Source organism: Thalassobacillus sp. CUG 92003 (genome assembly GCF_013618635.1).
Classification (GTDB): domain Bacteria; phylum Bacillota; class Bacilli; order Bacillales; family Halobacillaceae; genus CUG-92003.
The window spans coordinates 176,504-190,578 of record NZ_JABLSJ010000006.1 but is presented as its reverse complement, the minus strand read 5'-3'; the positions used below and the strand labels follow the sequence as shown (position 1 = coordinate 190,578).

The 14,075-nt window shown below is 45.9% G+C and carries 15 protein-coding genes and 1 tRNA gene; 15 read left to right on the top strand and 1 reads right to left on the bottom strand.

Annotated features, from left to right (window positions below):
* The 12 genes from HOP45_RS11255 (at position 1) to HOP45_RS11200 (ending at position 11,338) form a co-directional block, all read left to right on the top strand.
* Positions 1-822 (top strand): phage tail domain-containing protein, encoded by an 822-nt coding sequence (locus tag HOP45_RS11255; RefSeq protein WP_181349386.1) that lies wholly within the window; start codon positions 1-3, stop codon positions 820-822.
* Between the two features lie 30 nt (positions 823-852).
* Positions 853-3,264 carry a hypothetical protein gene (locus tag HOP45_RS11250; RefSeq protein WP_181349385.1) on the top strand — a complete coding sequence of 804 codons (2,412 nt, stop codon included), beginning with the start codon at positions 853-855 and terminating at the stop codon, positions 3,262-3,264.
* 20 nt (positions 3,265-3,284) lie between these two features.
* Positions 3,285-5,270, top strand: a complete 1,986-nt coding sequence (locus HOP45_RS11245) for a phage tail spike protein (RefSeq protein WP_181349384.1) — start codon at positions 3,285-3,287, stop codon at positions 5,268-5,270.
* Between the two features lie 20 nt (positions 5,271-5,290).
* Positions 5,291-5,479, top strand: coding sequence for a hypothetical protein (locus HOP45_RS11240; RefSeq protein WP_181349383.1), 189 nt, complete (start codon positions 5,291-5,293; stop codon positions 5,477-5,479).
* The gene (locus HOP45_RS11235) at positions 5,472-5,765 is read left to right on the top strand and encodes a hypothetical protein (protein ID WP_181349382.1); all 294 of its coding nucleotides are present in this window, start codon (positions 5,472-5,474) and stop codon (positions 5,763-5,765) included. The genes HOP45_RS11240 and HOP45_RS11235 overlap by 8 nt, the downstream gene beginning before the upstream one ends.
* 149 nt (positions 5,766-5,914) lie before the next feature.
* A complete protein-coding gene (locus HOP45_RS11230) occupies positions 5,915-6,148 on the top strand; it encodes a phage holin family protein (RefSeq protein ID WP_219914586.1) in 234 nt (77 codons plus the stop codon).
* 1 nt (position 6,149) lies between these two features.
* Positions 6,150-7,232 (top strand): N-acetylmuramoyl-L-alanine amidase, encoded by a 1,083-nt coding sequence (locus HOP45_RS11225; protein WP_181349381.1) that lies wholly within the window; start codon positions 6,150-6,152, stop codon positions 7,230-7,232.
* A gap of 292 nt (positions 7,233-7,524) precedes the next feature.
* Positions 7,525-8,145, top strand: a complete 621-nt coding sequence (locus tag HOP45_RS11220) for a hypothetical protein (RefSeq protein WP_181349380.1) — start codon at positions 7,525-7,527, stop codon at positions 8,143-8,145.
* 32 nt (positions 8,146-8,177) lie between these two features.
* On the top strand, positions 8,178-8,831 hold the full coding sequence (locus tag HOP45_RS11215) for a hypothetical protein (RefSeq protein ID WP_181349379.1): 654 nt from the start codon (positions 8,178-8,180) through the stop codon (positions 8,829-8,831).
* 247 nt (positions 8,832-9,078) lie between these two features.
* Entirely contained in the window at positions 9,079-10,359 is a 1,281-nt protein-coding gene (locus tag HOP45_RS11210) for an FtsK/SpoIIIE domain-containing protein (RefSeq protein WP_181349378.1), read from the top strand.
* Positions 10,295-10,879 carry a replication-relaxation family protein gene (locus HOP45_RS11205; RefSeq protein WP_181349377.1) on the top strand — a complete coding sequence of 195 codons (585 nt, stop codon included), beginning with the start codon at positions 10,295-10,297 and terminating at the stop codon, positions 10,877-10,879. The genes HOP45_RS11210 and HOP45_RS11205 overlap by 65 nt, the downstream gene beginning before the upstream one ends.
* Positions 10,880-10,894: 15 nt before the next feature.
* Positions 10,895-11,338: a hypothetical protein gene (locus HOP45_RS11200; protein WP_181349376.1), complete on the top strand. Its 444-nt coding sequence runs from the start codon at positions 10,895-10,897 to the stop codon at positions 11,336-11,338.
* Here HOP45_RS11200 and HOP45_RS11195 read toward each other — a convergent pair.
* Complete coding sequence (locus HOP45_RS11195) at positions 11,335-11,544, bottom strand: helix-turn-helix domain-containing protein (protein WP_181349375.1); 210 nt, start codon at positions 11,542-11,544, stop codon at positions 11,335-11,337. The two genes, HOP45_RS11200 and HOP45_RS11195, sit on opposite strands and share 4 nt — an antisense overlap.
* Before the next feature lie 166 nt (positions 11,545-11,710).
* Between HOP45_RS11195 and HOP45_RS11190 the strand changes: the two genes are divergently transcribed.
* The 3 genes from HOP45_RS11190 to HOP45_RS11180 all read left to right on the top strand — a co-directional run bounded on the left by HOP45_RS11190 (position 11,711) and on the right by HOP45_RS11180 (position 13,866).
* Positions 11,711-12,514, top strand: a complete 804-nt coding sequence (locus tag HOP45_RS11190) for a helix-turn-helix domain-containing protein (RefSeq protein ID WP_181349374.1) — start codon at positions 11,711-11,713, stop codon at positions 12,512-12,514.
* Between the two features lie 168 nt (positions 12,515-12,682).
* Positions 12,683-12,764 (top strand) — tRNA-Leu (locus HOP45_RS11185).
* Between the two features lie 127 nt (positions 12,765-12,891).
* Positions 12,892-13,866 (top strand): tyrosine-type recombinase/integrase, encoded by a 975-nt coding sequence (locus HOP45_RS11180; protein ID WP_219914585.1) that lies wholly within the window; start codon positions 12,892-12,894, stop codon positions 13,864-13,866.
* Positions 13,867-14,075: the final 209 nt, after the last annotated feature.

The window sequence follows — 14,075 nt, the reverse complement described above, 5'->3', positions numbered from 1 at the left end:
ATGAGCGGTTTCTCGATAGACGGCGTACATTTTACGGATGACCTCGGCATCATACACCGCGAAGGCTCGGCGCACCCTATTTCGCCGGGCTTTCGTAGTTCTACGGTGGAAATTCCGGGCAGGCCGGGCGTTTATGATTTCGGCGGACGACCGGACGTACGCGAGTTTGAATTGGCGTGTATGATTCCGCGGAATGAAACGTTATATGGCGTACAAGAAAAGGCGCGGGAGATTGCGCGTGTATTGCTCGACGACTACGGACGCCCGAAAACAGCGCGACTAATTTACGATTATGAGCCGGACAAATTTTACAACGTGCGGTTGGTGAACGGTGTTTCGTTGGAGCGCGTCGTCAAAGCCGGTGAGTTTACGCTACCTCTTACGGCGCATGATCCGTGGGCCTATTCCGTTCGAGATAATTCCGATGGAGTTCCGACATGGGGATCGGACGACGTTACCTTCGAATATCACTACCTCCTCGGAAACGAAGAAACGGGCGACAACACGTTCACTATTACGGCTGATAAGGTAATCGAAGCAAAAATACGCGGATATGCCGTCCGTCCAATATTCGATATAAACGGTTCGGCGGGCGACGCACATTTTCAGTTAAACGGGAAACAGTTCGATTTACCTTCATTCAGCAACGAAAGTTGGACTATAGACGGCGAACGATACACGGTTAAGCATAACGGTCAAAATGGTATGCCGGACTTTTCCGGTGAGTTCCTTGAGTTATTACCGGGCGATAACGAGATTCATATATGGGGATACGGCATGAATTTCGATTTAACCGTTAAATTCCGCGACAGGTTCATGTAATCGAAGAAAGTACGAAAAGGAGGCGAAAGAATGGCCGAGAATATAAATTATACCGATACTCTTCGGAGGGGAACGGACAAACTAAACGATTCGATTAACGACGCTAATTACGCTCGTACAACCGCGGATACCGCCAAATCAACGGCTGATATAGCCAAAACACAATCCGACCAAGCGATAAACGACTCGAGTGCGGCGTTACAATACAACGTAGGTAAATACCGAACACCTTCCGCAACGTTTTCCGACATTGACACCGACCATCCTGGCGCGGAAGAAAATGATCGGGTTTTCGTTAGGGATACCGGAAAGGTTTACGTAAAAGAAAGCGATGGAAGTTGGAAGGAATTTTCCGAAATCACGGCGGGGCCAGTTAATGAGGTGGATGACCGACTCAGCTCGGAGTTGAACGACATCCGTACTAAACGTATTCAATACGTCACATACGCAATGTTTAGCCCGCCTAGTGATGGTGTGTCGGACGATGGGCCGGCAATTAAAGAAGCCCATGAATATGCAAACCAAAACAATCTACCTGTTATCAATACAGCGGGTGAATATTGGATTAACAACACGCGGAATATACCAGTCAAAACAAACACCGACTTAGGTTCGTCTATTTTCCATATTGACGAAACGTATAACGACCAAGGTCATGTATTCCTTGTGGAGTCAGATAATGAGTTTGTGACGGTTGACTCAGGTTTATATGATGCAATCCTTCCACAACTAATCAAAGGAACAGAACCGGTTATAAGTGAGTTAGACCAATACAACAATCATTTTTTAGTTATTGAGGACGCAAATAACCAGGTCGGTAAACGTGTCGGTTCAAGTGTAAGTTGGAATATGACGGATATATGTTATTTAGATGAACACGGTCGTATTGTAGGCGAAATTACATGGGATTGGGGAGGTATTACAAGTATTACCGCAAAAGAAGCTGAAAAGAATTACTTGATTGTAGAAGGCGGAACATTCCTATTGAATGGTCAATGGGATGACGGTTCGACTAGTACCACTTACGGAGATAATGGGTTTTTAATCACACGCGCCCGCACTATCATTAGAGGTCAATTTGTCGGGTTGGAAGAAGGAACATCCGATAACAACCAAGACCCGGTTCATGGGTTTTATTATTATGAAGATGTTTATGATGTCAAGTTAGAAGATGTTAGAGTCATGCCAAGAGAAAAAGATCGATCAGGAACATCAGAAGATATTGGAGCCGGCACATATGGTATAGGCGGGCGTAGGGTTTTGCGATCCACCTTTAAAAATGTGTCTGCAAACGGGTCGGAAGTACATTGGGGAGTATTCGGAACGAACATGTTCAAAGACTTCAATATCGAAAATTGTGCTTTGAACCGAGTTGATATTCACTTCCATTGTTGGAATTTAACAGTAAATGATACGTTCGTCGGAGAGAAAGGGTTCACGTTGACGGGAGGTGGCAAACTAAGAATCAACAACACATCTGTTAAGAAAAATAGTTTTATTTTCTTCCGTGGTGATTACGGTTCTAAATGGGATGGTGACATTGACATTGATAACTGTACTCAAAAAATTCAAGACACCGAAACAGCCTATATTTTAGAGTTTGTCGGCCAAGACACGGACTACGGGTATATCATTACGAATGGGAAGAATATTAACATTAATAATTTTACGTTCGATTATGATGACCCATCTAATGATAATATTGCTAGGTTGATGACGTTTCACACCGACGGTCTAATCACAACAACCAATGAACGGCGTAGATTTCCTACACAAATTAATGTGAAAAACGTAAAAGTGCAAGGCCGTGATAAAGGCATACGACTTTTCCATATGGCTGACCCAATCAATTATTATGTTCCGAAAGTAGGTAGTATTGATTCAGATGAAGTTACAACTAATACAACCTGGCATTTTGAAAACTTAGAATTAGAAAGTATGTCAGCTCCCACGAATTCAATCGGACAAAACCATATCTATGTAGGCGTGGGTAACGATGATAATTATGGCCCTAATTCTATTTACCCGAAAATAACAGTAATTGATTGCAAACATTTCCACTACAATGCATCCAAGACAGCGCATAAATTAACATGCGAACGTTCTCAAATAAGCGTGATAGACCATTATAATGGAGGTGCTCATGGAAAAGGAACGAATACGTTCATAAATTGTGAATTCAAACCTAATATCACAAGTGATACAGGGCAGGACGCTTTATTTATCGAAAGTGATAGGTCAACTTATATTGATTGTATTTTCTTCCCGATTATTTACGACGGGTCGGAAAACTTAACTCAAACAGAAGAGCAATATGGTACGTTTAGTTACGCAGCGGGGAGTGGCGGCGTGGTTTATGGAAACTTTCTTTTCTGTAAACTGTCCGACAAAATGGGGAGCATCCCATCCGCGATTGAAAGTGGTTTAAGATTTAATGGGTAATTTTTTTTTGATGAAAAGAGGTGATCGTAATAATTAAAATACTCGACCGCAACCGCAACTTGCTCGCATATCTCGAAAACGCATACGCCATCTCCGTAGAAAGGCGCGCCAACGAAGTTTGGTCAGCGTCTTTTTCTATGCCTATAGACGACGAAAAAACGGAAAATTGCCAGCACTATAATTTCGTTGAAATTTACGGTGACGCAACGGGGAGGTACTACGGACTCTACCGCATTATGCCGACGCGCACCAAACGAAGCGACAACGGAGGTTCGATCGAATACGAATGCGACCACGTTTTGTCCACGCTACTCGACACGGTTATGGACGGATACTACCAATTCACGAATCACACGACGACCGACGTACTGCAGGCGCTCATCGATTTACAAGAGCTGGACTCGGACGGAGTTAAGCCGTGGAAACTCGGCACGGTTGATTTCGAGCGCTATTTCCATTATTCCTTCGAAAACGAAAACGGCCTTCTTGCGCCGGTTCTTTCGATCCCGCAACCGTTTGATGAGGCGTTCCAATTTACGTTTGATACCGAATCCTACCCGTGGACGCTGAATCTCGTTCGCCCATCCGACGCGCTAAAGGGCGAAATCCGGTGGGGCAAGGACATCGCGTCATTTGAGGACGTCTCAGATACGTCGGAACTCGTCAATTATATTATCCCGAAAGGTTACGGAGAAGGCGTCAACCAGCTCGGGATCGAGGAGGTCAACGGAGGTGAGCGTTTTTTGAAGGACGACGAATCCATTTCCAAATGGGGCAAACATCCGTACATTTGGGTCGACCGGCGTTTCCAAATCGCAGAATCGTTACTCGAATCGGGGCGTTCGATTCTTAATCAACGGAAAGATCCGTTATTCTCCTTCGAAACGGACGCGATTGACCTCTCCGTTTTACCTGAGTACGCGCACGAACAACGCGATTTAAATGACGTCATTAACGTAGTTGTCGAGGACAAAACGTACAAAGCACGCATAACCGGCGAAAGCATATCGGACTTATCCGACGAATGGGACGTTAAATATACTATCGCCAATAAGCTCGATGATGCTGCGGACATTCAAACGGATTTAGAGCGAAAAATTCGCGTAAATGAGGCGTATTCACAAGGCGCGACGAACATCGACTCGCACGATTACCAGGACAACGCAGATCCGCAAAATCCGGCGGTTATTCGATTTTACTTACCGGATGACCTCGTAAACATCAACACGCTTGACCTTACGTACGAGTCCGAAGAATTCCGGGCGTATGCGAAAGCGACGGAGGGCGGTGGTGCAATCGTTGAATCGACCTCAAGTGGCGGAAGTACGACCGAAACGACGACGAGTGGTGGCGGAACGACGGCGACTTCTACAAGCGGAGGCGGCGTAAGTAAATCGACGCTTTCCGGAGGAAGTACGACGCAAACGTCAAGCGGCGGCGGAAACCACACGCACATGATGTTCGATTACTCCGGAAGTGACACATCGGACATGGGTAAAAAGCGATACTATACGCGCTCGAGCGGAAGCTCTGGATTGAACGTTGCGGTGGATATCGAGACGAATCAACAAGGTAATATTTACACGGCCGGTTCTTCCGGGAATCACTCGCACAGCGTTTCGATTCCGTCACACTCGCACGATTTTTCTACCCCAAACCATTCGCATAATGTGACGATACCTAACCACTCTCACGACGTTACAATCCCGTCACATACGCACAGTATTACGCTGCCCGACCATACGCACGAGGTCAAACACGGCATATATAAGCTGAGCGAAACGCCTAGTTCTATCGAAGTACGCGTGGACGGTAATTTGTTGCCGGACTCTAGCACGAACGGAGAAATGATCGACTTAATCCCGTACTTATCGAAAGACGGCGGAGGTCGCGTACAAAGAGGTACGTGGCACGAAATAACGCTTACGCCCGACACGCTCGCAAGAATCAACGCAAACGTCGTATCTCGTCTGTTCATTCAATCGAGAATCGGCGGAAATTTCTAGGAAAAGGCGGTGGATAACCGATGGAATTACGAGTCGTAACACATAGCGGAGAAGAAACGTATGTAACGGTCGACGATTTCAACCCGAAAGCATTTGCGGAGTTATTGAACGATAGTACGGTACATGTCGTCGAACTCGGCGGAGAAATATTCGCCAGGATTGACGTTAAGCGCGTTCATCCTCAGAAGGAGGCTAACGGTGATGGATGATAAGGAGCGTGACGCCTACTTGCTCGAAATACTCGACCGGCTTGCGCGTTTAGAGACGAAGTTAGACGATCAGGGCGAGTTAAAAGAGACGGCGAAACAGTCTCTCGAACTCGGACGCGGAAACTCGCATCGAATCGACGACGTTGAGCGTAGGTTGGATAACAACGACAAGAAGTGGGATACGGACAGAAGCGAAAAGAAGGCGATGTGGATTGCGTTTATTGGAGGGATTTTTGCGGTAGCTGCGGCAATAGCGGGATCGGCGATGATGATTTTATTTAATTAGGGACGTCACGACCGTCCCTCCCACGTATGGCTACGGCAGGAGAACGGAAGTGACGTCCCATGTGATAAGCATATACGGAATATCACGGGGATTCAATAGGTAATTGGACGGGTTTTGCGAAATTATAACGAAAAGGAGACGATTTTATTATGCGTATTCCAAAAAGGTTTAAGAACTACGGGCTATGGACGGCTTTGGCGAGTTTAATCGGTTTAATTTTAAACGACGCAGGATTAGTCGCGCCGGAACAGTACCAAACGTACGTCGACGCAGCTTTTGCCGTACTCATCGCGGCAGGCGTCATAATTAATCCGTCAAACGGCGAAGGGTTGAAACCGGAGGCTCGACGGAAGCAAGCGGAGAATCCGAACGGAGGCGAATAATATGGCGAAAGCATACGTCGCATTAGATTACGGACACGGAGAGAATACGTTCAATGACCACGATAGTAAAGGCGTTCGGCGTGCCGGAAAAAATTACGAGGAGCACCACTTTAACGCGGACGTCGGCGAGAAAGTACGGAAAATTCTCGAGGAGCATAACGTAAAAGTCCTCGTAACTCAACCGCCATATAAGCGCGATGTTGGACTCGACCACCGGACGAATTTAGCGAACAGGAAGAACGTTGATTTACTCGTATCTATTCACGCTAACGCGGGGGATCCATCGGCAAGTGGCGCGTGCGTATTCGCGTGGAAAGGTTATAGCGGATCGAATAAACTCGCGGATGCAGTCGTTCGCGAATTTAAAGCGAAAGGAATCGCACTCCACGGAAGCGGTCGGCATTACTCGCAGGAAGGAAGCTGGACGAACTTCCATATGTTGCGGGAAACGGCCATGACGGCGATTCTAATCGAGCACGGATTTATGACGAACGCCCGCGACTTCGAGAATATCTTCGGAAAAAACTCGAAGGAATACCGGCAGAAATGCGCGGAGGCAGACGCGAAGGCGATCCTTTCGTACCTCGGCGTGGAGTACAAAGGCGATAAACCGGCGGAAGTTAAGCGGTTAAGAGGCGCGAAGAGATACGAAGGTAAACGGTTGAACGTGATTTACAACGGAAAAAAAGGCGTTGACTTCTACTCGAAAGCTACGTGGGATGACGCGTTCAAAGTCGGCGCAGCAACCGAAGGCTTTGCGGAAGTGCTCGGCTTATTAGAGGTAGACGGTAAGAAGATGTACAAGGTACGCGGCGTTTCGGGCGAGGTTCATTGCATTACGGCGCATGAAAAATTCGTGGAGCTTGCGGACAAAAAAGACGAGGGGGATTATAATATGGCGAATACCGGATTCAGAGATGTAGAAAAGGAGAGTAACCTCCAAAAGCAGATTACAGAAGCTAAAGACTTAGGCATTACAGAAGGTTATCCAGACGGCACATTCAGACCTGATAACCACGTCACAAGAGCAGAAGCTGTCACGTTTGCGTTAAACGCTTATAAACAAGCTTTAAAGGATAAATAAGAAAATTTTACCGGGGAATTTCATCCTCGGTATTTACATAAAAAAGGAAATATTGTAATATGGTTGTAACAAGAAAAACATGGAAGGCGGGGATTTCATCTCTTTTCTTTATGTTTTCTTGATTCTACTCCCACTCATTATCGTAGCGTCATTCATTCAGGTTTTGTTAGTTCTTAAAGGCGATCCTTAACAACGGGTCGCCAATCTTTTTTTTGTAATTAAGTTGTAATTTCGTGAAACTTAGACTATACTTAATCGTACATACTATAAAAAGCGAAAGGATGACGAAAACATGAAGCGATGGTTAGCGGGAATTGGCGCGGTCGTAATTGCCGGAGGACTTACGCTTGCAACGGTTACAGACGGAGAAGGCGAGGATAGCGCGAACGGAAATAACGAAGCTAAAGCGGAGGTTACAACGACGGAGAGTACGGGAAGCTCAGCGGACGGAAGTACGGAGGAGTCGACGGAGCAGAAGGAAGCCGAACTAACCTCCGATCCTAGCGTAATCGAATCGGAAATGGCGGAGTTTATCGTTAATGAAGTCCAGGCGGAGGGACGTAATAACCGCGAAACGATCATGGACATTACGGTTGAAAACGGAAAAGTTACGTATAAACTCATGGAAGGTACGTCAAGCAGCGACTCAACGTCCGATCGCGTAGACGAATTATTGAGCGGAGCTAAGCAAATCTTCACGGAAACGTACGAAAATTATGCGGTTGAAAATGCAACGGTCGAATGGAACGGTGTTTTCGATATTGAAGAACGCGTAGATGTGGCGGTAAGTTCTGAGATATCGAAGGAAGCGTATGAAGATATCGGCGGGTTAGGCAGCGTTTCTAACGAGGAATTTACGAGTACAGCGAGGGATTACTTCGAGCACGAATATTTTACGGTGTATTCTGAATAACCAATATACGCAAGAAGAAAGGGAGAGATTAAATGTTAAGGAAGAAGAAAAACTGGATGTTGACGGCGCTTTTAGTTGGAGCAGTTTCGTTAAGTGCTTGCGGGGAAGACGCGGCCAAAGAGGAATTAGAGGAGAACGACGACAACAAAGCGGAAGCTAAAGTAGACGACGAAGCGACTGCCTCCGAGTCTGAGTCCGAAACGGAAGCTGCGGAAACAGAGGCGGCAAAAGAGGGCGAGAAAAACGATCTATGGACGTACTATGATGACGTAACTTGGAGCGACGATTTTAACGGACTTAAATCGGAAATACAAAAAGTTGTAGTTACGGAAAAGGCTCCGACAATGGAGGACGAAACCGCAGAGGAATCGGCAGTAGGCGTAAAGTTTAAACTCGAGAACACAACGGAAGGTAAATTTACGACATATCCCGATCAAGCTACGCTAGTTACGTCAACAGGCGAGCAAATCGATATGCCCGACATGTTTATGTCCGACAACATCGGCGGAGAAATCGATAAAGGCGTAATCAAAGAGGGCGCGATCATTTGGTATCTTGAACGCGGAAAGGCTAAGGAGATCGAATGGATTAAAATGTCGTGGGATGCACGTAAAGGCGCCGAAGATAATATGGAAATGGATAAAAGAAAAGATTACGAAATCGAATTGGATTTATCAGGAGAATAATTTTACGGCGGCTCTCTTCGGAGGGTCGCTTATTTTTTTTGTCTTCTTTAACTACTTCCGCCCATCCTTCCGAGAATACGAATTTTTTCGCATAAATTACGAAATTGCGGAATATTCTTAAGTAAATGCCGCAGCAGAATTTTAGCCGGAATGTTCCTAATCCCCTAACTGTGCGGATAACGCCCAATTCGGAACGTTCTTTTCCCGGTGAACTATTTACGTTGTAAATACCTAAGGAGGTGGCGCGATGTTCGTAGAAATCGGAACGACTGTTTTAATGGCGGGAGTAGCCGGTTATTCTTATCTGAAAACAAACGGAGGAGCAACGAACGAAGGCGAAAAGATTCAGCGGATTTTCGCAAACGCCGGATGGAATGTACGCGATGCAAACGCCCGTATTCACCGCAAACGAAAAATCGAAGGTGGCGTAGAGTACGTCGTTCAGCTTCCACTCGGCGTATCTTCACGAAAAATCATCGAAAATAAAGCGGTCATCGAGGACGGCTTGAACGTACGTGGTAAGTATTTCGAATTTGATCCGCGTGATTTCTTAACCGTCGAGTGGGCAGAAGGGCTTCGGCCGGCTCTCGAACAAATACGCAAGATAATCACGGAACAACGCACCAAGCGGAAGGAGATCGACGTTACCTTCGACGGTATGCTATGTATTAAAGTTTACGACGAACCTTTGACGGATAACCTGCCGTGGAGTGACGCTTATTTAACGAAAGGTTGGCGGGTGATTGTCGGCAAGTCGAGGAGTTCGGACGTTTACCACAACTTTGAGAAGAGGCCGCACATGATCGTAGCTGGCGCGACCGGCTTCGGCAAGTCGCAATTTTTGAAGCTGCTGATTACGTCCCTCGTACGCCAAAAGCCGACCGACGTCAGCTTTACGTTAATCGACTTAAAAGGCGGAACGGCGTTTCAGCGGTTCCGGAACATGACGCAAGTTTCCGGATACGCAACGGGGCCTGAGGAGGCGTTAGACGAATTAAAAGCGATTCAGCGACGTATGTCCTCCGTACTCCGCAAACTCGTTCAGAACGGACATGAGGACGTTATAGAGGCGGGTATTCCCGACCGCCATTTCGTAATCATCGACGAGGCGGCCGATCTCTCCGACAACGACGAAGCTATGGAAATCATTACGGATTTATCCCGACAAGGCAGGGGTGCGGGAGTACGTTTAATCTACGCAACCCAGTACCCGACGAATGAAACGCTACCCTCGCAGGTACGCCAAAACATCGGAGGACGCGTTTGTTTCGTACTCGAGACGAACGCGGCGAGCCGGGCGGTGCTTGACGAAGGTGGCGCGGAAGATTTGCCGGAAATCGAAGGGCGGGCGATTTATCGACGCGTGAAAAATGTAATTATCCAAACTCCATATATTACGAATAAGGAAGTCGAGCGCCAAGTTAAACCGCACATCAACGTAAAGGCAAAAGGAGGCGACCGGTTTGAACAAAAGCGCAGCGAAAGAACAGAGGATCGAAAACATCCTCTTATCGTTGAAAAGGTATGATTATCTTACGCGGTCACAAATTCAAACGATGCACCGGCTAAAAGGTGACCGAAACGCCAACCGAATTTTAAACGATATGTCAGCGTATTTAAACTCGTTTCGAAACGGGTGGGAGAAGGTTTATACGCTCAACAAAGCCGGAAGGGAACGTGTACAGTGCACGACTACGCGCAAGAAAACGCCGAACGTTCAGCACTTCCTTATCCGTAATCAGCTTTATATTTACTGGAAACGCCCGAAGTCCTGGGAAAACGAAGTTAAAATGGTTATCGGAAAGGAGTCGATCGTAGCTGACGCCATGTTCAAGTATAAGGACGCGAAGGTATTCGTAGAAGTCGACGTATCTCAGCCGATGGCGACGAACAGCCGGAAAATCGAGAAGTACGCGAAAATGTTGCGGAACTCACAAGAGCCGTTCTTTCTCATATGGGTGACGGAATTGGAAAGTAGGCGAGCGACACTCAACCGGTTAATGAACGGACTTCCCGGTCAGGTTTACACGCTGAACGAAATATTATGAAGGAGGCGCGGAACTATGGGCGCACTATTTAACCGCACGAAAACGGTCGATTTCAAGGATTTCATGAGCGGAGGGGTTACGGCTCCGAAAGCGAACAAAAACGTTAATTCCCGCGTCAAAAAAGCCGCAAAACTAGGCGTACTAACACCGGTTGCGCTGGCGTTGCCTTCTCGGTCATTCGCGGAGGTTTCGGGAAGCCCCGACGTAATCCAAGCGAACGCGGTCGGTGACGCAATCCGTACGCAGATAACGAACGCGTTTGATCCGATCATTGACGTCATGATTGCGTTGTCGCTTCCGATTGCCGGCGTCATGGTGACGGGTGGCGCGTTGTTAGTCATGATCGGACTGAACGACAAAGGTTACGGTTTATTGATGAAGGCGGGCATCGGATACGTCCTCGTACAAATGTCGCCTCTATTCATCGATTTACTTGCCGGCGTCGGGCAGGCGATTTAATCTTCACGGAACTCCAATAACTCCGAGACATCCGTAATTTGCAAAGCCTCCGCAATCTTTCCGACGTAATCACGGTTAATGGCCGTGCGATAGTTCGAACACATTTCGTTAATTGCGGCTGATCGGACACCTGTTCGGTCGGCCAATTCTTTTTGCGTCATACCCCTCGCTTTTAAAACTTTATCCACCTTTAAATATAGCCTCATTTATAACGCCTCCCTATATTCTTATCTTACGTAGATTATACTAAAATTTCGTAATCGCGTAAAGTTTTTCATTGACTTACGTAATTTCGTAATTTAAACTCGTAGTATAGATTACGCAATTTCGAATTTACGTAATAGCGAGAATTGCGAAAAGGGAGCGAAAACTATGCACTATCTTAACGAATTCAGCACGTTCGAAAATACCGCGCAGCTCAACCGGGCAATCTACGAACATATCCGTAATCATACATACGACCTCAACGAAACGGATCGCACGACGCTTAAACTCATCGCAAGATACGCCGTTAAATACGCAGGCGCCGCGCACCTCAAAGCGGACTCTATCGGGAAAGCCATCGGAAAGTCCGTTAAGACTGCTCGGCGCGTACTTACGAAGCTCGAACGGTTAGGCATCGTAAAAAAGCACGCAACTGTACGGAAAGTTAACGGAGGAAAAGGCGCTAATATAATCGTGATTCTTCCAAGTGACCAGTCGAGCGTGTCCACTCGGGCAGATGGCGAAAAGCTTACGGAGAGTAAAGCGGAAGACGGACGAAACGAAAACGAACCATCGGATTCTATTAAGCTATTAAAACATACTATAAACAAAGATACTCCGCGCGTTCCTAACAATGCGTTGCGGTCGGCGTTGCCTTCCGCGGTCTATAAGGCGATGTCACCCTTCGTGAACTCCGACGTATTATATAAATATTACGGCCTTCTCCTTAAAGCAAAACGCAAGGTCGCGCCATCAACGCTAATCGAAAACGACTCCGCGCCATACGTCGAGGCGTTCAACGCGGTCATGTTCAAGGCAAAGCGCGGATTAATCCGGAACATTGAACGGTACCTGTACGTTGCTTTCGAAAAAGCGGCGGCGGAAGTTGCGCGGAGAAACGCCTGGACGGACGCGGAGGAAAAAGGCGAGGCGAAATTAATTACGTACGATTGGCTCGAAGGCTTGACGTAAATCTATCACGCGTGCTATATTATTAATTGTCCGTTTAGGTGCGCACGATTCAGGCGCGCAACGACTAAATCGTATGACATAACGGTGCGATTATCGCAGAAACAGACGGGTCGTACGAACCCTATCGGGGTAATACGCACCCCTAACCGCGTTCAAGCGCGGCACAGAGCCGGTGTGGCGGAATTGGCAGACGCGCACGACTCAAAATCGTGTTCCTTCGGGAGTGTCGGTTCGAACCCGACCACCGGTACTAATAAGTGTTGAAACAATGGGCTTCCTCAATGCGTTGAGGGAGTCTTTTTTGTGTTTACTTCACACGATTTTCCCTCAAATAATCGTATGTTCCAACTCGTATGTAATTCTAAGGAGGAATAACATTGAGAAGGAACTTGCAATTGTCCCCACAAGAACTTGCCACTCTCCACAATGATTTTTCACTTATTCAAATTAGCTTTCAGGATTCACTTGAGTTGTTTTTAGATGATTGCAACATTAGAAACTTGAGACCGTACACCATTAATTATTACCGTAATGAACTCAATGTTTATTACAAACATTTGAGGGAACAAGAGATTGATACCTCTCCTTCAAAAATTACCACTAACATTATAAAAAACAATGTGATACTTTATATGAAGAAACAAGGTATAAAGACAGTCACAATAAACACAAGATTACGTGCCATACGATCTTACTTTAATTATTTACACCGTGAGAATTACATAAAGAACAATCCAATGAAATCTGTAAAACTTCTCAAGGACAGGGAAACAATTGTGGAGACCTTTACAACTGAACAATTAAATCATTTGTTTCGGCAACCTGACCTGCATACGTTCATTGGAATTAGGGATTACACGATTATGCTTTTATTGCTTGAAACAGGTATGAGAGCCAATGAACTCTCTAACCTTTCAATACATGACATAAAGCTAAAAGAAGGCGTAATCCACGTAAAGCATACAAAAACTTACTATCAAAGAATCTTGCCTTTCCAAAATACAATGGCTAAAATGTTAGAACGTTGGCTTTCAATAAGAGGGGTATGTGAATGTGATTCTTTGTTTATAACCATTGACGAAACTCCCTTAACAAAGAGACAACTTCAATCTAGAATTACCTACTATGGTAAAAAAGCAAATTTAAAAGGAGTGCGTTGTTCCTGCCACACCTTTAGACATACTTTTGCTCGTTTGTGTGTAGTTGGGGGAGCAGACCCATTTACCTTACAAAGATTATTGGGACATACGGACATGAGCATGACAAAGAAATATGTGAACTTGTTTAGTGAAGAAGTGAACTACAATCACATGAAGTTTTCACCATTGAAGCATTTAGAAAAAAGAGTGTAGAAGCATGGTGGAAGGTAGATCATTATTCCGTGTGGAAACAAAAGAAGGAGGTGGTCAACATGAGTTCAAAGCATATAAAAGGTGTGGGTACTGTTACGAGCCACGGAAAACCTGACCCGGAAAAGTTAATAAAAGCAATCTTGAAGGCTTCCAAATAGGGAGTCTTTTTTTTGTCTTATTGTAGCAAATAATAATTATAAATACCCAAA

Bases quoted from the DNA above. Each gene is read 5' to 3' on its own strand.
- HOP45_RS11200 (WP_181349376.1), top strand. From the start codon at position 10,895: ATGGGCGCACTATTTAACCGCACGAAAACGGTCGATTTCAAGGATTTC.
- HOP45_RS11210 (WP_181349378.1), top strand. From the start codon at position 9,079: ATGTTCGTAGAAATCGGAACGACTGTTTTAATGGCGGGAGTAGCCGGT.
- HOP45_RS11195 (WP_181349375.1), bottom strand. From the start codon at position 11,544: ATGAGGCTATATTTAAAGGTGGATAAAGTTTTAAAAGCGAGGGGTATG.
- HOP45_RS11225 (WP_181349381.1), top strand. From the start codon at position 6,150: ATGGCGAAAGCATACGTCGCATTAGATTACGGACACGGAGAGAATACG.
- HOP45_RS11235 (WP_181349382.1), top strand. From the start codon at position 5,472: ATGGATGATAAGGAGCGTGACGCCTACTTGCTCGAAATACTCGACCGG.
- HOP45_RS11190 (WP_181349374.1), top strand. From the start codon at position 11,711: ATGCACTATCTTAACGAATTCAGCACGTTCGAAAATACCGCGCAGCTC.
- HOP45_RS11220 (WP_181349380.1), top strand. From the start codon at position 7,525: ATGAAGCGATGGTTAGCGGGAATTGGCGCGGTCGTAATTGCCGGAGGA.
- HOP45_RS11230 (WP_219914586.1), top strand. From the start codon at position 5,915: ATGCGTATTCCAAAAAGGTTTAAGAACTACGGGCTATGGACGGCTTTG.
- HOP45_RS11215 (WP_181349379.1), top strand. From the start codon at position 8,178: ATGTTAAGGAAGAAGAAAAACTGGATGTTGACGGCGCTTTTAGTTGGA.
- HOP45_RS11255 (WP_181349386.1), top strand. From the start codon at position 1: ATGAGCGGTTTCTCGATAGACGGCGTACATTTTACGGATGACCTCGGC.
- HOP45_RS11240 (WP_181349383.1), top strand. From the start codon at position 5,291: ATGGAATTACGAGTCGTAACACATAGCGGAGAAGAAACGTATGTAACG.
- HOP45_RS11250 (WP_181349385.1), top strand. From the start codon at position 853: ATGGCCGAGAATATAAATTATACCGATACTCTTCGGAGGGGAACGGAC.